The following is an 18587-nucleotide window of genomic DNA, read 5'->3' on the forward strand; positions in this document are numbered from 1 at the left end:
AGATTTCTGTTCAGATTGCCGGCTGGTCCAATTTCATAACGAAGGCAAGGTGCCCGTCATGGCTGAGTTCTTCGAAGCCGAGATGCCTGTAGAAACCCTTGGCACGTTCGTTTGCGGGACTGACGCCAAGATGGACCGCGGGCACGCCGTTGCTCGAAAGCTTATTGAGCATGGTCTTGATCATCAGGCGTCCCCATCCGCCCGATTGCGCTTCGGGCAGAATATTGATGTGGAGATGCGCGGGGTAGGTTTCTTCAAGGCCCGGCGTGCCGCTGTGAGGACTGGCTATTCGCTCCAGAACATCGGCGTCTTTTTCGGTGCTGGGTACCAGACTAGCGATCTCGCGGCGAACAACCGGCCACCAATCTCTGCCGAGCGCTTTGTCAAAGCCGGCGGTATCCGGCGTACCGACAATATAGCCGACGACCCGGTCATAGCTGGCAAGAACGAACGCGAATTCCGGAGCGAATTTGAGATAGGGCACCGCCCATACGTAACCGGGAAGGCGCGGATTGCTGTAAAGCGCACTCGCATCGGCTCCCGCGTCAGCCGTCACCAGACAAATATGGAAGAGGGCGTCAACGTCGTTCTCGGTCGCCGGACGGATGAAATAATTGTCGATCTTAGGAGGCATCGCACCATCGATTTGCTGGCCGCTGCACGGCGCGAGCTGACATCAGGCAGCGGTAAAACTGGGAAGGTTGAGGCACTGCATCTGCGGGATGAAAGCCCGCTGATCTTTTGAAAAGGATAAGGAAATTCATCAGGTCAGTAAAGGCCTGACGATGCAAGACATTCGGCTCGTCTCAGCAGGACCGGCCGGTTGGAAACGATAGGAACTGCCAAAACGCAGCTAGAGGGAACCAATCAATGTTTAGCGATTTCATCTCCATCAACATGGCATCAATGCTGAAGAAGGCAGGAATTTTGGCGGGCGCCACGTTCGTCGGGCTCGGCATGTCGACGGCTGTCTTTGCCGAGACGCTTACCGTCTGGGACGACCATGACTCGGAGTCGCGGGCTGCCGTGATGACCGAGCTCAACGCCAATTTCCAGAAGGCGCATCCTGATGTTAAGCTCGACCATACGGTACGCGACTTCCAGGATCTCAATCTTACGCTAAAGCTTGCGGTTTCATCCGGCGATGGTCCAGTAGTGACCAAAGTTAACCAGGGCGCCGGCGACATGGGCGCGATGGTGAAGGAAAACCTTCTCGTTCCTGTCGATACCTATCTCAAGAAATATGGCTGGGATAAAAACCAGTCCGATAGTCTGCTTGCGCGCGACCGATGGTCGAGCAAGGGCGAGTTCGGTGTCGGGGAGACCTACGGTATCTCGTCGCTCGCCGAAATCGTCGGTCTTTATTACAACGAAAAGGTCTTGAAAGCCGCCGGAGTCGAACTGCCGATCAAGAACTTCGACGATTTCCTTGCAGCCCTCGATAAGGTCAAGGCGGCAGGCACCCCACCGCTTACCATAGGCACTGCGAAGGGCCACCTGGCGCTCCATATGCTGGCCGGGATCAGTCAGGCGCATATCGATGCGTCCGATCGAAAGGCGCTCGATGACCTGATCTATGGCCGCGGTGGAACCTGGAATACGCCAGGCAATCTGGAATCGGTGAGACTTGCTCAGAAATGGGCAACAAACGGCTATTTCTCCGATGGTTACCAGGGCATCTCGGGTGACGATGCGGTTCAGCTTTTTGTCGCCGGCCAAGGGGCCTTTTTGATTTCTGGTACCTGGTACTTCGGCGATATGCAGAACAATCCGGATATCCATTTCATGCCGATCCCGGCGCCTGCCGGTATCAAGCATCCGCTTTCGGTCGGCGGGGTCGACCTTGCCTGGGCGATCACCAGCCTGGCGAAGAGCGACAAAATGAAGGATCTCGCCGGCGAATACATCAATTACATGGTCTCCAAGGACGCATCCGTGACCTGGGCCCGAGCCGGCTATCTGCCAGCAACTCCCGTTCCGGAAGATGCCGGGGTTAACGCTTCCCCGCTTCTGAAGGAGGGCATCGCGATCTGGAAATCGCTGAACGATGATAACGCACTGGGGCATTATCCCGATTGGGCGAGCCCCACCATGCTCAAGACGTTTGATGAAAATACGCCCTTGCTGCTTGCGAACAAACAAACGCCTGAAGAGCTGATCGGCAAGCTCGATGCGGATTATGCGGCCTATATGAAGAGCAAGTGATTGCCACGGAACATAGCAATCCCGCCGCTGGTCCATTTGATGGGATGCAGCGGCGGGAAACTTCGCTACGTCAATCCTGATCACGGCCAGAGAGGCGCCAGTCGACCCCTGGCATATTCATGAGATGGTGCATGAAACGTTCACCACTTGATGCCAACGCCAGCAGAAATCTCATTTATATTCTGCCTGGTTTGCTGGTTTATTTTGCTCTCGTACTCGGCCCCATTATCGCAGCAATCGGTATCAGCTTCACCGAATGGAATGGAATCGGTTCGCCCAATTGGATTGGCTTCGGCAATTATGCAAAATTGCTTTCGGATGAGACTTTCTATGTCGCATTGAAAAACAATGCGCTCTTTATGGTGTTCTACTGTGTCATCCCGATCGTCGTCGGCCTCTTGCTTGCCGCATTGGTCTGGTCGCTCAGGCAGCGAGAGCAGTTCGCACTGCGCACATTGCTGTTTTTGCCCTATATCATGCCGACCGCCGTTCTCGGCATCATCTGGCACTGGCTCTACAATCCCGCCTTCGGTCCGATCAATCAAGCGTTGAAGCTGGCTGGCCTGGGTTCGATCGCTTTACCCTGGCTTGGCGATTTCACCTTTGTCCTACCGGCCGTAGGCATCGTCGCCAGCTGGTATTTCTTCGGTTTCTGTATGGTCCTGTTTCTTTCCGGTATTCAGCGGATTGATCCTTCGCTGTTTGAAGCGGCGAGGGTGGACGGTGCTTCAGGAAGCAGGATTTTCTTTTTCATAACGCTGCCGCTCCTGCTGCCGGAAATACGCATCGCGTTGCTTCTCACCATCATTGCTTCCATCAAGAGCTTTGACCTGATCTTTACGATGACCAGGGGCGGCCCAGCCAATGCAACCCTCGTTCCCAATATTTACATGTACGAGCTTGGCTTCCAATTGAATCGATATGGCTATGCATCGGCCGTCGCCATCATCGGTGCGATTCTCGTCTTCACAATCAATTATGCCGTTCATCGTCTGGTGCGGCCAGTGAATGAGGGGAGTGCATCGTGAGCAGAAATTTTCATGGGATAGGCGCGGTTCTGCCGTCGCGTATCATTCTTTGGGTCTTTGCGGTCCTGACGGTTATCCCCTTCGCGCTTCTGATACTGACGTCTCTGAAGAGCCGTGCCGATCTTATCCAGGGCGCATTCGTATTGCCCGCCTATCCGCATTTCGAGAATTATGCGAATGCTTGGATCGAAGGCCATTTTAACGTCTATTTCCTGAATTCGGTTCTGATCGTTTTCCCTGTAGTCATTGTCAGTATCATACTCGGGACATTGACGGGATTCAGTTTCGCATTCCTGAGCTTTCCCTTCAGACGCACAATTTTCGTTCTCTTGACTATAGGCATGATGGTGCCGACCGAGGCCTTCATCATTCCGCTCTACTATGAGATGCGCTATGTCGGCCTCATCAACACCTATGCGGCATTGATCCTGCCGCAAATTGCCATGTCGCTGCCCTTTGCGACGATGTTCATGGCAAGTGCGATGCAGCAGTTGCCATCGGAGATCATAGAGGCAGCTGTCCTCGATGGAGCATCCAGACGATACATTCTGTCGAAAGTTATCGTGCCTTTGATGCTGCCGTCGATGTCGACGCTGGCATTGTTCCTTTTTATCTGGACATGGAACGAATTTCTTATTCCACTTGTTCTGGTCAATGACGACAACTATCGCACCCTGCCGATCGGCATGCTGTTTTTCCAGGGACGTTATACGGTTAATACGCCTGTGCTGACGGCGGGCGCTGTCATCGTTATCGGCCCGCTCATTCTCGCTTACATGCTATTCCAGCGCAAACTCATCACAGGCCTCACGGCTGGAGCGACAAAGTAGATCTGTATGTGCTTTGCCGTGCGAGATGAGCAATTCTACGCCGGTGTTTGCTGACCGTCGAGTGACCTTTGATCCACTACTGCGGAAATGGCTCAACCGGAAAGGTGGGCCAGCTTCACCAGTTCCGCCTTGCGGCTGGTGGTTTCCAGTCCGAGTTCGATGAATTGCCGTGCATGCTTGGCAAGGGCAACATTGTCGTCCCAGAGATTGCGCCAGATCGCAGTCTTCAGCGATAGGTCCTTGTCGACGATGGCGGTCGAGAAGGATCGAAGGTTACGTAGTCATTCCAGCCGATTGCGACCAATGCATCGAAAATGGCGGCGAAATCGATATTGCCGGTTCCGAGATAGTCGCGATGGCTTTCGCCGATATGGACGTAGCCGATCTTGTCGCCAGCATGGCGGATAGCGAGCCCGACATCGGCCTCCTCGATGTTCATATGGAACGTGTCGAGATGCAGGAAAACGTTGGAGGCGCCGGTATCGCGAATGTAAGCCATGCCCTGGGCGGCAGTGTTCAGCATATTGCTCTCGAACCGATTGACGACCTCGAGGTTGAGGGTGCCGCCGGAAGCCTTTGCCTGGTCGGCGACCTTGGTGCGATCGCCAGAATCTACGAGGAGCTTGGCGGTAAGATGCACTGGATCGGCATGCCATATCGCGAGATCTACATGCTGGCGATATCCCGTTGGACGAATGCCGAAGCCGGCAGGATCGTCTGCATCGGTGACAGTATCGAGCATGACATCAAGGGCGCGGACGATATGGATCTGGCCTCCGTACTGGTGCGCACCGGCATCCTGGCAGCCGCCTCCCAGCAGGAACTGGCCGAGCTGACGCGGCGACATCACGCAGTTCCGAGCTATCTGATGCCGTGCTTTTCGGTCGACGCAGCGTGAACGGTACGTGCTTGTCCCTGTCCCTGTCCTCAAAGAAAATGGTTCGAAACTCTTGGGTTGATGCGGCGGATCCTGCGCAAAGTCTGGTAGAGGGTGTTCGACTTCATCACAATGTAGCGCGGAGAAACGGTGCCGCCGAAGCCGGAATAGAGCAGGATGGAACCGGCATTCGCCACACCGTCAAAGTCGAAGACCAGCCCCATCGAAGCGGCATTTTTGATGGCACTCCAGATCAACAGAGGGATCGCGCCGTTGCCGCTGTCGGCCGTGCGGGTCGATAACATGTAGTAATACGATCTGGCATCCCAGACACAAAATATAGCTGCCCTGACATCCCCTTTGTCGTCCACTGCGACGTAGAAATGACCACGTCCGCGGTCAAGTGCCCTGGTGGCGACATCTATGCAGGTGACAAAGTCGATATTGGGTTCCTCACCTTTGGCCCTAAGATTGGCGATGGAAAAGCGGAAGAATGCCTGCGGGTCCATGATGTTCGAGACGCCGTAACGCTCCTCTGCCCGACGGATGACATTTCGTGTCTTGTCCCGCATGGCTTTCCACATAACTTCCAGAGGGGCCGGGCCGACTTCGAATGTGAACTGAGCCGTCACCTCGAAATCCTCGGCCTGAAAAGCAAGCACGTCTCTGACGTTGTGGTGCAGCTTCTGACGGAACGAGGAGAACTGTGGCAGCTTGCGGATGAGCTCACGCGTGATCGCCTGACGCTTCACGAAGCGGTTCGGCTCGCTGCCCGAACCGTCGTTGATGCCCGGGCCGAGAAAGTGGGTGAGGGTCGGCATATTGATGCTGTGCAGACCAAGTCTCGTTTCCTTGAGATAGGGCAGCCGGCCCACTGTCCGCCCGCCTTCGGTCACTTCGGATATCTCGGCTCGTCCCTTCGTTGCAGCATCGAGCCACCAGTGCTCGTGAAATATTGTCGGTATCAAAGGATCCAACACTCCGGGCCTCCTCCAAAAGAAATGTGCAAACTTGCTTCTTGAATTGGTTAAGTTGCTGCAGCATCCCCAAAGTACCTCTCTTAGCATACTCAGGCGTCCTCAGAAATGAAGTAATATTTTCCCCCGGCTTAAGATAAAATCCTGCAATCGATCGCTGTTTATATTGATGGGGCGGGCAGTATATTCAGATAGTTTGCGCTTAAACACAGCAATGATTGATGTCAAAACTCTTCGAGAGCGTCCTTAGAATCTCTCGGCCATGTTGCAGCGCTTGATGCTTGCCTCTGTCGCCGCAGCGCTATCATCGGCAATTGTGAGGGTCCGCAGAGTAATTCACGAGTGAAACACTGGCTGCCCGCCATGCGCCGCCGTTCACTCAATCTGTATGCAATCTCCATGAAATCTGCACAGAACCAGGCTATTTCACCGGGCAGTGTTGCCGAGCTTTTCGTTATGCGATCAGCCACAAAGTGCGACTGCAACGGTTACGAAATGGATCGCTTAGTGACGGGATCATGATCGGCAGATCTTATAGTATTGTGTGCCGACCGCACGGCATGGGTCAAAATGACAGTTCCGATATACCGAAGCGCGTACACCGGTGCCTGCAAATCATCCTGTCGATGATGATGTTGGCATTCGCTCTGCCGGCCTGTCAAACGATGGATCTATCTCCACCCGCAGCGCCTCCGCCCTTGCCTTCTGCCTATGCAGGGGCATCGCCCGGCAGCTCTCAGGCTGGCGCCAAGGATCTGGCATGGTGGGAAGGCTTTCACGACCAGATGTTGTCGTCGCTCGTTTCTCGTGCCGCAAACAGCAACCTCACCGTTGCGCAGGCCCAGCAGAACCTTGCAGCGGCAAGAGCGATGGCGCATTCGGCGCTTTCCGGCTATCGGCCGGAGCTGGGGGCAACCGGGATTGCAAATGCTGCAACCGGACCCCGGGTGAATAACGATTTCACGCGGCGTCCGCTGCAATTGAATCTCGAGGCAGGCTGGGAGGTCGCTCTGTTTGGACAAGACAGGCAGGTCCAGAAATCGGCCGATCTGACCGCGCAGATCGCTTATGAGGATCTGGCGGCGGCAAAACTGGCGGTGACAGCGGAAATCGCCGCCAATTACGTTCACCTTCGGGCGCTCCAAAGACGTCGTGCCGACACTGCCGACATGATCGGTCTGTTGGAGAGGAATTCCAGACTGGCAAACGTCAGGGAGCAGGTAGGTCTGGCGACGGCGTCCGACACGGAACTGCAGAAATCGGTCATCGACACTGCCAGATCGAGGCTCGTTGAGTTGGAAAGCGAGATCGCTACGTCAGTCCAGCAAATCGCGACCCTCGAAGGAACGTCGACGCCGACCGCGGACCTCTCTAAACCTCAGCCGCAGCCAACCGTCCGAGCCAGCCTGCTGGGAGGCCGTCCCGCCGATCTGCTGCGTTTGCGACCCGACGTGCGGCGAGCCGAATTCGCGGTAGCCCAAGCGGGCGCGCAGGTCGGCATTGCGAAAAGCGACCTCTGTCCGAAACTACGCCTCTCCGGCACGATAGGGATTGGCGCTCCGATTGGAAGTTCTTTGTTTGGCGCTTCCGGAGGGCCATCGCTGCAAATCCCGCTGTTCGATCTGGGCCGGCGCAAAGACGTCGTCGCGGCGAGCGAAGCCAAATTTCGGGAAGCGGGCCTGGCATACCGGCAGGCCGTCCTCGTTGCCTATGAGGAAGCGTCCAGAGCGCTGCGTGAGTTCAATGCCGCCCGACAAAAGACGACGCTGCTAAGATCGAGGTTGAAGCGAGCGACGATGGTGCGCAACAGCGCTGATAAGCTCGTTCAAGAAGGTCTGGAAGATAAATCGAAGTCCATCAGGGGCGCGCTCGACATATTGGAACTGCGGGCTTCGCTGACAGACAGTCTCGAAGACGAAGCCCGCGCCCTCATCGCTTTCTACAAGGCAACAGGTACCGCGCAGCAGGCTTCCTCACCTCCTGTGCCGGAAAGGCGGATGTAGTCATGCCAGTTCCGATCGCGCGCAAAACCCTTATCTACGAATGGCGGCGCTTTTTGCCGGCCGTCGCAGCCGTTGCCTTTTCCGGGCTTCTCATGACAGCCCAAGGAGCGTTGCTGCTTGGGATTGTGAGTGCGAATTCGCTTTATGTATCGCAATCGACTGCCGATTACTGGGCCGGCTATCCCGGCACGCAAAGCGTCGAACTTGGGCGAACGGTGAAAGCGCGCGTGTTGACGAGCCTCTATTCCGAGCCTCTTGTATCCCATATCGAGCCGTTGCTGCTCGGATCCGGCGACTGGCGGGCCGCCGGAGGCAATGGTGGCGTCGGCGTCACGATCATAGGCATCGATACCGAGACCGGCAGTGCCGGGCTGGCTAAGGTCGTTCCGGCAGGATTGCGCAGCCAGCTGCGCGAGCCCGGTGCCGTGGTCGTTGACGCATCCGACGGTGACAAGCTTTCCACCAAACCCGGGGATCTGGCGGAGGTCAACGGTCATGCCGTACGCGTGGTCGGCCTCATTGACGGGCTTCGCGGTCTGGGTGGTGTGAATGTCGTCGGTTCGCTCGATACCGCGCGCGTGCTTGATCAGACGCTACCTACCGATGGTGCCGCCACCTATTTCCTGTTCGATATCAACACTGGCGATAAGTCCGGGGGCGTGATCAGGCGTCTTAATCAACGAGCCTCTGTCGACCGGTTCGAGATATGGCCTTCCGGCAGGCTTGCGAGCATGTCGACCAGCTATATGCTGTTCGATTCCGGCGCCGGTATTGCGTTCATCTTTGCGACGCTGATAGCCGCAACCATTGGAGCGCTCATAACCAGCCAGACCCTCATGGCGGCAGTCGCAGGCGCGCTTCCGCAATATGCCACGCTTCGCGCGCTCGGCGTGCCCTTTGGCGAGTTGAGAACCATTGTCGCCGAGCAGGCGGCCTGGGTGGGGGTTTCCGGCCTGATCATCAGCGGCGTATTAAGCCTTCTCATCGCCCTCATTGCGCAGGTCTACAAGGTTCCTTTCGTGCTCGACGGCATCGTCATCCTTCTCGCCTCGCTCGTTGTTCTCGTCGTGGCGGTACTTGCCTGTCTTCTTTCGATTCATCGCCTGCGTCAGGCAGACCCGGCTTCCTTATTGAGATGATATGATGCGATCTGCTATCACTGCTCTCAATCTCCACAAGTCCTTCACCGTCCAGGGCGTTCGTACAAACGCGCTCGTCGATATTTCCGTCGAGATGTATCGCGGTGAATTCGCTGTCCTGAGCGGCCCTTCCGGCTGCGGCAAGAGCACGCTTCTAGCGACGCTCGGCGGTATGACCAAACCCGACAGCGGGCAGCTTCGCGCCGGCGAAACCGATCTCTCCTCCTCAACGGACGCGCAGAGAGATGCGTTTCGCCTGAGAAGCTGCGGTTTTATCTTTCAGGGCTTCAATCTCTTTCCGGCACTTTCCGCGCTCGAGCAGGTTCAGGTGCCGCTGGATTACCTCAAGGTTCCGGAAGCCGAGGCACGAGCTCGGGCGCTTGCGGCGCTGGAGCGTGTCGGCCTGCTGCACCGCCAGCATTTACGGCCTTCGCATCTGTCCGGCGGCGAGAAGCAGCGCGTTGCCATTGCGAGAGCCATCGTTAAAGAGCCCGCGATCCTGTTTGCAGACGAGCCGACGAGTGCGCTCGACAGCAGCAATGGGTCGAGGATCGTCGAGATCCTGCGTGATACGGCCAGACAGTTGGGAACGGCGGTTCTGTGCGTCTCGCACGATAGCCGTCTGTTTTCGAAAGCAGATCGCCTCCTCAGGATGGAGGACGGGCGCCTGTTGCCTGAGGAACGGCTCGCCTCCGGGCGAAACACCGATACACGAGAGTACTGGCATGGATCACACTAAACGTTCGCGCCGTCTTTGGGCGGCCGGCCTATTGGGTTCGTCCCTGACATTGGGCCTTTTCTGGACAGCGGTCGGTGTCCCGAAGGCGGACGAAAATTCAGACGCTGCCATCGTGCCGGCCATCACCGCCGCTGCACGCGGAACCGTCGACGTCGAGGGAGGGCTTTATCGAATAACGGCCGTGCGCGACGGGATCGTTGCCGACGTGCCGGCAAGTGAAGGAGCGTATGTGCGTAAGGGGGATGTGCTTGCCCTTCTCGACAGAAGGCAGGAGGAAGCCGGGGTTCGCATCGCTGAGCAGGAGGTTTCCCAAGCCGAAGATCATCATAAACTCCTCGAAATCAAGGAAAGGAACCTTTCCAAGACCTATGAAAGAATGCGCCGCGCCGCTGCCGGCAAAGCCGTTTCCGATCAGGCACTCGAAGATGCGCGCAACGCCTATGAGACGCAGGCTATCGAGACCAAATCCGCTGTGACGGCTCTGAATATCGCGCGGGAACGTCTCGAAATGGCCAAACGGGAGGTGAGTCTGCGCGAGATCAAGGCGCCGGCCGACGGCATTGTCATACGGCAGGCGATAAAGGCCGGCGAAGCCGTTTCGTCACAGGCGATGAATGAGATGTTCGTCCTCTTGCCGGATGGCCCGAAAATCGTGCGCGCGGACATTCCGGAAGAATATCTCAACCTTGTCGGTCCCGGCATGACTGTTGAAATCATTCCCGAAGGGCGCTCCACACAAACCGTTTCAGGCCGTGTCGGCCGAGTTTCCAAAGTATTGACACACGCGAAATCGACGGAAAACCCCGGAGAACGCAGCGATATACGCACGGCAAACTGCATCATCACTGTTCCGCGTGACGCTCCTTTGGCGATTGGACAGCGCGTGGTTGTCCGAGTTCTGAAATGATGGCTCAGTGCCGGAAGAGAACTCCAGCGCTCTGCGAGAAATTGCTTGAAAGGGAGTGCCCGAGCAATGGAGTGATCAATGTCAAGACAATGATCAGCCGGTGGATGAGACACAAAAGCGACTTCTCCGAGTTCGGCGAAAGGGTCGGAACCTGCTCCGTCACGATATGATTATTGTTCCGCCGTCGAAAGCACGGCCCAGCCGTATCCGGGCAACCGGATCGAAGTCGATCGATCCAGCTCAATCGTTGTTGCTGCAGCGGTTCCAGCAAGCACGTTTTTGGCACCCGGCGCAGGGAGAATGGCGTCGCCATCACGGAGATTAAGGGCGACGAGGATCGTCTGGTTGTTTGCCTCCATGGCCCAGACGGCCTGCCGAGCGGTGAGGTGAATTTTTCGACTTCTGGCTCTGACGAGCCAGGGATGACGGCGGCGAACCCCAATAAGCTGCTGATGAAGCCGGTAAATCGGCCAGCCAAACGGAGCGAGCTCCTCGGGCCTTGCGGGAAAGGCAGGCCGGATTGCATCATCGCCGCCGACCCGGTTTTCCTTGACGCCTCGGAAAGCTTGCTCGTCACCGGCATAGATGGCCGGCGTGCCGCCGACTGTCATAAGAATGGCAAGAGCGTGAGCGATGTGCCGTTCATCAGTCAACCGGCTTGCCAGCCGCGTGACATCATGATTGCCGATAAAGGTGAGTGGTACGAAACGCTCCAGGAACCCATTGTGCCGCTCCAGCGCCCACTGAAGTTCGAACAGGTTGCAGTCATTGATCGCGCTCCAGATTGCCTTCCACAATTCGTACTGCGTCACTGCGTCGACGCCGGTCGCCGTTACGAAGCCATCGTAGTCGCCGTGAATGACCTCGCCGAATATGTAAGCGTGGGGATGGCGCTGGCGGACATCCGTCAACACCGTTTTCCAGAATGGGCGAGATACTGCATAGGCTGCGTCAAGCCGCCACCCTGAAGCGCCACGGTCCAGCCAGTGGTTCATGACATTCGTCACATAGCTGGTAACATCCGAAGAATCGTGGTTCAACGCCACCAGCGCATGATGTCCCTCGAACGTCGCATAGGCAGGGCCGCCTGTGTCGTCCTTGCCGCCGAGCAAGCGGAACCAGCTCGCCTCCTGAGAGGCCGTTCCATTCTCAATGGCGGCACGGAAAAGCGGAAAATCCCTTCCGACATGGTTAAAGACGCCATCAAGGATGACTTTCAATCCACGTCGTCGCGCCTCCATGATGAGCTGGTCGAAATCGCAATCGTCACCAAGGCGGGGATCGATGCGAAAATGGTCGATCGTGTCGTAGCCGTGTGTCGATGAGGTAAAAATCGGCCCCAACAGCAGACCCGATGCCCCCAGCGCGACGGCATAGTCGAGCCAATCGACGATATGGTTCAGGCGATGACGAATGCCCGCATGGGCCCTCTGCTCGGCGCCGACGAAACCGAGGGGATAAATGTGCCAGAAGATGGCGTTATCGATCCAATGCGTCATGAGCATCGATCTCCAATCTGCCTTGATCATCAAAAGCGAGCTTGAGCATAATGTCGGTTGCCGCGATCAACGTCGTGCGCTCGCTTTCTGAAAGCACGCGCAACATCGCCTCGCGCAACCACGCCTGTCGCGCGCGCAGATCATTTGCGAGCACCGTCTTGCCCTTCTCTGTCAGAGCGATGATCAACGCTCGCTGGTCAGCCGGATCTCGCCGGCGTTCGATCAGTCCATCGCCTTCAAGACCGGCTACGATCCGTGTCAGAGATTGAGGCTGAAGGCGTTCCTCGGTCGCCAGTTGCACAGCGGGCATCGGTCCGAGGCGACCGAGCGTTCCCAGAAGACTGATAGCAGCGAGCGTCTGCGCGCCTTGCGGGCGCTCGCCGCGCAGCCGCCGTCCGAGCGCCAGGACGGCGCGCAGGAGAGAGAGAGCTTCTTGATCGACTTTATTTATCATATACTACGCATAGCGTATTAATTGAAGAAAGGCGAGCATTCATCACCATTCCCCACCGCGGATATAAGTCGTACGCCGGTATCTGAACCACCTGGTCGGCTTCGACGGCACGTCCTTTCCAGGTCTCGCCCGGTTTTTCAGATATTTGGGACGCAACCGCTGAAGGACAGCATTGCGCCCCAATTTGGCTCTCGTCATTCAAACGGTACGCTCGGAGCCCCACGCTTTACCGCGCGACCTGACGAGCTTCAGTTACCGGCGGACATTGCGCTCGGATCCATCCATACTGCTTCCCAGACGTGACCGTCCGGATCGGCGAGATTGCGATTATACAGAAAGCCGAGGTCCTGTTTCGGATTGATGTCCGCTTGCCCGCCATGTGCCGCGGCGGCATCATTCATCTGGTCGACGGCCTTACGGCTCTCGCAGGATATAGCCAGCATTACTTCGCTTGAGGTTGCCGGCGGGATCGGGCGGCTGGTGAAACCGCGCCACTTTTCGTGAGTGAGGAGCATGACGTTGATCGTCTCGCTCACCACCATGCAGGCCGAGCTATCGTCACTGAACTGGGCGTTATTGGCAAATCCCAGGGCTGCATAGAAGGCCTTGGACCGGGCCAGGTCGGTCACCGGCAGGTTCACGAAAATCATCTTGGTCATTTTTGGTTTCCTTTCTTCACGGCAGGACAGGGCCGCACCCGCGGTCGATATCCGCTGGTTGATGCCCGCCGTGACCGTTGCGGTGGTTGCTTGCCCGGCAGAAATGCCGCAATCCGACCGTGAAAGAATTGATGTTTGGTAAGAAATCGCGTCAGCCTCTGTCTGGCCTTGTGATAGCGATTGTCTTTCGCAGCCGGCTGAGGCTTTCCGGAGTGATGCCCAACCAGGCGGCGATGTGATGCTGCTTCAAACGCTTATGCAGTTCCGGCTCCTTGCGGATAAAATCGATATAGCGCTGCATCGCGTCGTCATGCCTGAACGCAATCTCCCCCGGTTCTTTGTCGATAATCCAATGGCGCTCCATGTACCTGATATAAAAGGCGGCAATGTCGGCAAAGTCGCTGACGAGCAACCTAAAAGCCGCAAAGTCATATTCGAGGACGGTGGTGTTCTCGATCGCCGTAATCGCGAAAGGGCTGGGCTCACCGAGCAGGGTCGCGCTGACCGAAGAGGCAATGCGGTTCTCAGGAAAGAAGCATTTGATAATCATGTTGCCGTCGCGGCCGACATAGCGCTGACACAGCAGGCCTTTGACGACGAAGGCATAGGTCGTCGGTACGTCGCCCGCCCGAATGAAGGGCTCCTCCTTACGATACTGTCTCGGCCGCAGGAGTGATGACCAGGCGAGCTCGGCTTTTTCTGACAGAGGGGTGTAGGTCCGGATTTTGGTGAAGAATGCTTCTGTGTTCATGAGCTCAATCCGCGAGTCGGCGATGATTTTAATCTGGCCCATCTCATCGCCGTGGGAAAAGAGTAATCTGGTGGCGTCCGGCGACATTTATAGGTTGCGCTTGGCGCATCTTGCCGCCGGAGTTCGTTCGTTTGGTCGCGATGGTCAGAACGCGCTCTTCACCACTCCGCCATCGACCCGAAGCGCTGCACCATTGGTAGCCGAAGACAGGGGGCTTGCGACATAGGCGACCATGGTCGCGATTTCCTCAGGCTGCGTGAAGCGCTTGATCAGGGAAGTTGGCCGGATTTTCTCGAAGAATTCGGTCTCGAATTGCGCGAAAGTCTTTCCTTCCGAGCCGGGCAGCGCGGCGACGAAATCGACGACGCCGCGCGATTTCGTTGGACCTGGCAAGACGCTGTTGACCGTGATTCCGGTGCCTGCAACGGATTCCGCAATACCGCGCGCCACTGCAATCTGGGCCGTCTTGGTCACGCCGTAATGCACCATCTCGGCCGGAATATGGACGCCGCTTTCGCTCGAAATGAAGATGATACGACCCCAGTTACGCTGGCGCATCGAGGGCAGATAAAGGCGGGCGAGACGAACGCCGGAAATCACGTTGACATCGAAGAACCGACGCCAGTCGGCGTCCGGGATCTCTTCGAACGGCTTGGGTTCGAATATCCCAAGGTTGTTGACGAGGATCTCGACATTCGGAAAGCGCCTTACGATTTCATCTGCGGCCTGCTCGGTTGCGAGATCGCCGGCAAATCCCTCCACGCGGCCGCTTCCAATCGCAGCAAGTTCGGCAACCGCACGATCGACCGCTTCTTGGGTCCGCCCATTGACAATAACGTGGGCACCCTCGCGCAAGAGAGTTGCCGCGATTGCGTGACCGATGCCGGCGGTGCTGCCGGTGACCAGAGCTAATTTGCCGTCGAGTTCGAGATTCATGATGCTTCTCCAATGAAAACGTCAGGGGGTGGAATGTGTAGAACGCCTGAGCGCGCGCCGGGCGTTCAACCGTGGCTGCCACAAGGGCATTTAGGGCTTTCAGGCAAATACTGCGATACAGACCGACAGCCAGAGCAAGGCAATTCCAAGCGCCAGCGCTCGCCGCGCGCCGACCACCTTTTCTTCATCCTCGCGCGCCACCGGCGTCGTTACGATCCAGGGAACGGAACCCAGCGCCGCAAAGCCTATGAGTGCCAGGGCCACCACAAAATAATCCGAGACATGCCAGCGCCCTTGCTCATAAACGCCCCAGTAGCCAAGGAACGCCATCCCAACTGCGAACATGGTTGCCGATGCCGAGCAAAGCCCGGTAACCGAACCTGCCGGCGCGCGCATCCTGCTTTCTTCCGGTGTTGATCCGTTCATGATAAGCCCACGACAGCAAACAGCTCCTTCCATCATGTCAGCAAATGAGCAGAAGGTGAAGCGACTGCGGGTGTTACTCCAGGGGAGGTCATCGCAGGAGCGCTACGATCCACATATATGCAAGATTGCGATTTTTAGTTGCGCTGCATGTCGGTCAGCGCGTGTCGCATCGATGTGCTCGAAATGCCGAAAAAGCCGCCATAGGGAAGGTCGAGATCCAGGATTACGAACATGACGCTTGCGACGGAGACGATGGCCACAAGGACAATCGCGCCGGCGAGCGGGTTTTTGGGAGCCTGAAGCCCGAAACTCAAAAATACCAGCATAAGCCAGAAGATGAGAACGCCAAGAAAGGGCGCGGAAAGCGAGCCATGTGCATCTTCGATGACGGTCCATCGCGCGGCCATGACATTGCTGAAAAGCTGGCTGCAACGGGTCGCTAGGGCCTGATGCAAGGGGTCGGCGGGCTGCAGACGGTCAATGTTAAGCCCAACATTATTCAACATCGATCCAAGGGCCGGCGCCTCGCCGGTCAAAGGCAAGTCCGAGATGTCGGGATATTTCTCGCCCTGCGGAAGCGCTTCATCGGGCCAGGTGCTGGCAATGACGGCAGCGGTATAGCTGCGCAACAGCTGCCTCTCATTGTCGAGGGCCGAGCCGTAATTTTTCAGGCAACCGTCCATCTCGGCGAGCCCCGCGGCATAACGATTGCGATCGTGGGAGGCGGCGGTGAAGGCATTGAGTTCCGATGCCAGCAACAAACTCATGACAAGGGCTGCAAAAGTCACGAGCAGTGCGGTTACCACCCGAAGAAAGTCCATTGTCTCGTTGCCGCGATGCGGCGCAGGCAATTTGGTGCGCAGTATCGAGCCGACGAAAGCGCCTAGGACAAGAAGAACAAGCAAGACCAGCGACCAGATCGCTTCTCGTTGCATCGAACATGCTCCAACTGCATCTAATCGTTGAGTATGTCACGTTCCAGCATAAGGGAATACATCTCAATGTCGAATGGCGCAGACGTGGTGCATTTGCTTTTGCTTCACTTTGCGCGGGTTCGAAGCGTGCGCGGCGATTGCACTAACCGCTATCGGCGTGGGGATCGTGCGCCCTGATCCGAGGTCGAATTATCTTTGAATATGGGTCTTCGATCGTCCAAGAGGCGCAAAATCAGGTTCCCTTTTCTGTGGCGGTGAGTGAGTTCGATGTCGCTGACCAGCCTTGCGCCACCTTGGCGGCGTTCCAGGGTAATCTTGCGGCTGTGGAAGGCTTCCAGTTCAGCCCTGTGCGCGACGCTGATAATGGTGACCTTCGGCAATTCGCGGATGATCATCTCCATCATCCTATCCTGGCTCTTTTCATCAAGGGCTGAGGTTGCCTCGTCCAGCACGATGATATCGGGATCGTGCAGCAGAAGACGCGCGAAGGCGAGCCTCTGCTTTTCGCCGCCTGACAACGTCTGATCCCACGGTGCGTCCTCCTCGATCTTTTCGTTGAGATAGTCGAGACCAACCTTTTCAAGGGCGGCCTTGATCTCGTCCGGCGTCCAGTCGTCGGCCGCGCGGGGATAGGCGACGGCGCGGCGAAGTGTGCCCGACGGTATGTAAGGCCGCTGCGGCAACATGAACAACCGGCTATCGGGGTGGACATTGACGCCGCCATGACCCCAAGGCCACAGACCGGAAATTGCCCGTATCAGCGTGCTTTTGCCCGAACCGGATTCGCCGGCGACCAAGACGCGTTCCCCCGGATCGATTTCCACCTCCGTTTCCTTGACTACGGACGTGCCGTCGTCGAGCGTCACGGAGAGATCGTTGAGCGACAACATCGTCTCGTCTTCGGTTTCTCCATGCTTGATCCGTCCGAGCGTATCGTTCTTTTCGGCGCGCTCGAGCCCGTCAAGCGAGGTCATAAGCGAGGCGACACGATGCGCCGAGGCGTTCCAGTCGGCAAGGCGCGGATAATTGTCGACCAGCCATCCGAATGCGCTCTGAACGATGGCGAAGGCAGAGGCAGCCTGCATGACTTGACCGAGCGTCATACTGCCTTCCAGAAATTTCGGCGCACAAAGCAGGACCGGCACGACAGGCGCAATCAACATGGAGACCTGCGACACGAGGGTCGTGCGCATATATTGATGGGCAAGCAACGCCCACTGTTTCAACACGTTTCCGAATGTCCGCTCGAGGTCGTTGCGCTCTTCCTCTTCACCGCCGAGCAATGCGATGCTCTCACCGTTTTCGCGGACATGCGTCAGCGTGTAGCGAAACTCCGCTTCCATCTGGTTTTTGACCTCGGAAACCCGCACGAAATGGCGGCCGATGACCGCCATCGAGGTAGACGTGACCACGGCGTAGAGGACCGCCGTGACGACGAGGAAGCCGGGAATCGTAATGATTGAACCGGCGACCTCGAAAGTCAGGGCGCCGCCGATCGTCCAGAGGACCACGATGAAGGTCGAGGCCGAGAGAAATGCTGAAATGACGCCAGCAATGAAATCGACCGGGGATTCCGTGGCGATCCGCAAATCCTCCGAGAGACGGGCCTCGGGGTTCTTGTGATCGTCGCCGCCGATCAGATTCAGTTGATAATAGCGGCCGTTGGCGAGCCACCGGGCGATCAAAGCGGTTGTGAGCCAGAAGCGCCAGCGTCTTTGCATCATCATACGAACATAGACTTGTATGGTGACGAGGGCGACGCTGCCGAGCACGAGTGGGGGAAACACCGCGCTCAGGACGTAGACGGCATGAGCGTTGCGTTGCTCGATCGCGTCAAAAATCGCCCGGTTCCAGATATTGATCCCATACTGGAAACAGACATTCAGGCCGATTAGGGCAAGGAGGCCAATCGAGCATGGCCAGGCAAAACGGTCTCCACGACGGCTCCAATAACCGCGGGCGCTGATCCAGAAACGGCTGAGCAAATATCGTTTGCGTGCCTGCTCTGTTTGCTCGGGGGTCAAATCCGGGTCAGGTTCTACTAAATCGGGTGGCTGTTCGGCCTCGACAGTCGAACTCTTCCCCCGATGCAAGCTTTCGGCATCAGCCGGCTTGGCGTCATCGACCGATTTCGGACTGGATTTTGCGTCGGTCATAAGCAGGACAACGGCCCAAAATTCAAAAAGTTTCACCCTTGATCATGAGCATGCATGCAGGGGCTT

At 57.1% G+C, this 18587-nt stretch carries 18 protein-coding genes and 1 pseudogene; 8 read left to right on the plus strand and 11 right to left on the minus strand.

What is annotated here, in order from left to right; all coding sequences use genetic code 11:
• Nucleotides 1-10: 10 nt before the first annotated feature.
• Nucleotides 11-634 carry a GNAT family N-acetyltransferase gene (locus FHX05_RS20610; RefSeq protein WP_183874144.1) on the minus strand — a complete coding sequence of 208 codons (624 nt, stop codon included), beginning with the start codon at nucleotides 632-634 and terminating at the stop codon, nucleotides 11-13.
• Nucleotides 635-870: 236 nt separating this feature from the next.
• Between FHX05_RS20610 and FHX05_RS20615 the strand changes: the two genes are divergently transcribed.
• The 3 genes from FHX05_RS20615 to FHX05_RS20625 all read left to right on the plus strand — a co-directional run bounded on the left by FHX05_RS20615 (nucleotide 871) and on the right by FHX05_RS20625 (nucleotide 4063).
• Nucleotides 871-2205, plus strand: coding sequence for an extracellular solute-binding protein (locus FHX05_RS20615; protein WP_183711714.1), 1335 nt, complete (start codon nucleotides 871-873; stop codon nucleotides 2203-2205).
• Nucleotides 2206-2336: 131 nt separating this feature from the next.
• Complete coding sequence (locus FHX05_RS20620) at nucleotides 2337-3233, plus strand: sugar ABC transporter permease (RefSeq protein ID WP_112608992.1); 897 nt, start codon at nucleotides 2337-2339, stop codon at nucleotides 3231-3233.
• Nucleotides 3230-4063, plus strand: a complete 834-nt coding sequence (locus FHX05_RS20625) for a carbohydrate ABC transporter permease (protein ID WP_183874146.1) — start codon at nucleotides 3230-3232, stop codon at nucleotides 4061-4063. The genes FHX05_RS20620 and FHX05_RS20625 overlap by 4 nt, the downstream gene beginning before the upstream one ends.
• A gap of 92 nt (nucleotides 4064-4155) precedes the next feature.
• On the opposite strand, the pseudogene FHX05_RS20630 reads toward FHX05_RS20625, so the two are convergent.
• Nucleotides 4156-4658 (minus strand): annotated as a pseudogene (locus tag FHX05_RS20630) (sugar phosphate isomerase/epimerase family protein); the annotation flags it as partial.
• A gap of 75 nt (nucleotides 4659-4733) precedes the next feature.
• On the opposite strand from FHX05_RS20630, the gene FHX05_RS20635 reads away from it, so the two are divergent.
• Nucleotides 4734-4961: an HAD hydrolase-like protein gene (locus tag FHX05_RS20635; protein ID WP_246699042.1), complete on the plus strand. Its 228-nt coding sequence runs from the start codon at nucleotides 4734-4736 to the stop codon at nucleotides 4959-4961.
• Between the two features lie 29 nt (nucleotides 4962-4990).
• On the opposite strand, the gene FHX05_RS20640 is transcribed toward FHX05_RS20635, so the two are convergent.
• Complete coding sequence (locus FHX05_RS20640) at nucleotides 4991-5920, minus strand: GNAT family N-acetyltransferase (protein WP_112608996.1); 930 nt, start codon at nucleotides 5918-5920, stop codon at nucleotides 4991-4993.
• Nucleotides 5921-6615: 695 nt separating this feature from the next.
• On the opposite strand from FHX05_RS20640, the gene FHX05_RS20645 reads away from it, so the two are divergent.
• The 4 genes from FHX05_RS20645 to FHX05_RS20660 are packed head-to-tail and all read left to right on the plus strand — an operon-like array spanning nucleotide 6616 to nucleotide 10705.
• Nucleotides 6616-7920, plus strand: coding sequence for a TolC family protein (locus tag FHX05_RS20645; RefSeq protein WP_246699019.1), 1305 nt, complete (start codon nucleotides 6616-6618; stop codon nucleotides 7918-7920).
• Nucleotides 7921-7922: 2 nt separating this feature from the next.
• The gene (locus FHX05_RS20650; protein ID WP_183874148.1) at nucleotides 7923-9059 is read left to right on the plus strand and encodes an FtsX-like permease family protein; all 1137 of its coding nucleotides are present in this window, start codon (nucleotides 7923-7925) and stop codon (nucleotides 9057-9059) included.
• Nucleotide 9060: 1 nt separating this feature from the next.
• Nucleotides 9061-9798 carry an ABC transporter ATP-binding protein gene (locus FHX05_RS20655; protein WP_246699020.1) on the plus strand — a complete coding sequence of 246 codons (738 nt, stop codon included), beginning with the start codon at nucleotides 9061-9063 and terminating at the stop codon, nucleotides 9796-9798.
• Nucleotides 9785-10705: an HlyD family efflux transporter periplasmic adaptor subunit gene (locus tag FHX05_RS20660; RefSeq protein WP_183874150.1), complete on the plus strand. Its 921-nt coding sequence runs from the start codon at nucleotides 9785-9787 to the stop codon at nucleotides 10703-10705. Before FHX05_RS20655 ends, FHX05_RS20660 begins: the two co-directional genes overlap by 14 nt.
• A 170-nt stretch (nucleotides 10706-10875) precedes the next feature.
• Here the strand turns inward: FHX05_RS20660 and FHX05_RS20665 are convergent, their stop codons facing one another.
• The 8 genes from FHX05_RS20665 to FHX05_RS20700 form a co-directional block, all read right to left on the minus strand.
• Nucleotides 10876-12204 carry an alpha-amylase family protein gene (locus tag FHX05_RS20665; protein ID WP_183874152.1) on the minus strand — a complete coding sequence of 443 codons (1329 nt, stop codon included), beginning with the start codon at nucleotides 12202-12204 and terminating at the stop codon, nucleotides 10876-10878.
• A complete protein-coding gene (locus FHX05_RS20670) occupies nucleotides 12185-12658 on the minus strand; it encodes a MarR family transcriptional regulator (RefSeq protein ID WP_183874154.1) in 474 nt (157 codons plus the stop codon). The genes FHX05_RS20665 and FHX05_RS20670 overlap by 20 nt, the downstream gene beginning before the upstream one ends.
• Nucleotides 12659-12906: 248 nt before the next feature.
• Nucleotides 12907-13317, minus strand: coding sequence for a VOC family protein (locus FHX05_RS20675; RefSeq protein WP_183874156.1), 411 nt, complete (start codon nucleotides 13315-13317; stop codon nucleotides 12907-12909).
• Between the two features lie 151 nt (nucleotides 13318-13468).
• Nucleotides 13469-14155, minus strand: coding sequence for a Crp/Fnr family transcriptional regulator (locus FHX05_RS20680; protein WP_112609008.1), 687 nt, complete (start codon nucleotides 14153-14155; stop codon nucleotides 13469-13471).
• 57 nt (nucleotides 14156-14212) lie between these two features.
• Nucleotides 14213-15004, minus strand: a complete 792-nt coding sequence (locus FHX05_RS20685; protein WP_112337734.1) for an SDR family oxidoreductase — start codon at nucleotides 15002-15004, stop codon at nucleotides 14213-14215.
• 99 nt (nucleotides 15005-15103) lie between these two features.
• Nucleotides 15104-15400 carry a hypothetical protein gene (locus FHX05_RS20690; protein WP_244441516.1) on the minus strand — a complete coding sequence of 99 codons (297 nt, stop codon included), beginning with the start codon at nucleotides 15398-15400 and terminating at the stop codon, nucleotides 15104-15106.
• A gap of 164 nt (nucleotides 15401-15564) precedes the next feature.
• Entirely contained in the window at nucleotides 15565-16365 is an 801-nt protein-coding gene (locus FHX05_RS20695; RefSeq protein WP_183874158.1) for a hypothetical protein, read from the minus strand.
• Between the two features lie 149 nt (nucleotides 16366-16514).
• Nucleotides 16515-18521, minus strand: a complete 2007-nt coding sequence (locus tag FHX05_RS20700; RefSeq protein ID WP_183874160.1) for an ABC transporter ATP-binding protein/permease — start codon at nucleotides 18519-18521, stop codon at nucleotides 16515-16517.
• Between the last annotated feature and the right edge of the window lie 66 nt (nucleotides 18522-18587).

It is taken from the genome of Rhizobium sp. BK491 (genome assembly GCF_014194925.1).
Lineage (GTDB): Bacteria > Pseudomonadota > Alphaproteobacteria > Rhizobiales > Rhizobiaceae > Rhizobium.

Bases quoted from the DNA above. Each gene is read 5' to 3' on its own strand.
- FHX05_RS20700 (WP_183874160.1), bottom strand. From the start codon at position 18,521: ATGACCGACGCAAAATCCAGTCCGAAATCGGTCGATGACGCCAAGCCG.
- FHX05_RS20650 (WP_183874148.1), top strand. From the start codon at position 7,923: ATGCCAGTTCCGATCGCGCGCAAAACCCTTATCTACGAATGGCGGCGC.
- FHX05_RS20655 (WP_246699020.1), top strand. From the start codon at position 9,061: ATGATGCGATCTGCTATCACTGCTCTCAATCTCCACAAGTCCTTCACC.
- FHX05_RS20610 (WP_183874144.1), bottom strand. From the start codon at position 634: ATGCCTCCTAAGATCGACAATTATTTCATCCGTCCGGCGACCGAGAAC.
- FHX05_RS20670 (WP_183874154.1), bottom strand. From the start codon at position 12,658: ATGATAAATAAAGTCGATCAAGAAGCTCTCTCTCTCCTGCGCGCCGTC.
- FHX05_RS20695 (WP_183874158.1), bottom strand. From the start codon at position 16,365: ATGCAACGAGAAGCGATCTGGTCGCTGGTCTTGCTTGTTCTTCTTGTC.
- FHX05_RS20690 (WP_244441516.1), bottom strand. From the start codon at position 15,400: ATGCGCGCGCCGGCAGGTTCGGTTACCGGGCTTTGCTCGGCATCGGCA.
- FHX05_RS20615 (WP_183711714.1), top strand. From the start codon at position 871: ATGTTTAGCGATTTCATCTCCATCAACATGGCATCAATGCTGAAGAAG.
- FHX05_RS20665 (WP_183874152.1), bottom strand. From the start codon at position 12,204: ATGACGCATTGGATCGATAACGCCATCTTCTGGCACATTTATCCCCTC.
- FHX05_RS20620 (WP_112608992.1), top strand. From the start codon at position 2,337: ATGAAACGTTCACCACTTGATGCCAACGCCAGCAGAAATCTCATTTAT.
- FHX05_RS20680 (WP_112609008.1), bottom strand. From the start codon at position 14,155: ATGTCGCCGGACGCCACCAGATTACTCTTTTCCCACGGCGATGAGATG.
- FHX05_RS20660 (WP_183874150.1), top strand. From the start codon at position 9,785: ATGGATCACACTAAACGTTCGCGCCGTCTTTGGGCGGCCGGCCTATTG.
- FHX05_RS20685 (WP_112337734.1), bottom strand. From the start codon at position 15,004: ATGAATCTCGAACTCGACGGCAAATTAGCTCTGGTCACCGGCAGCACC.
- FHX05_RS20635 (WP_246699042.1), top strand. From the start codon at position 4,734: ATGCTGGCGATATCCCGTTGGACGAATGCCGAAGCCGGCAGGATCGTC.
- FHX05_RS20675 (WP_183874156.1), bottom strand. From the start codon at position 13,317: ATGACCAAGATGATTTTCGTGAACCTGCCGGTGACCGACCTGGCCCGG.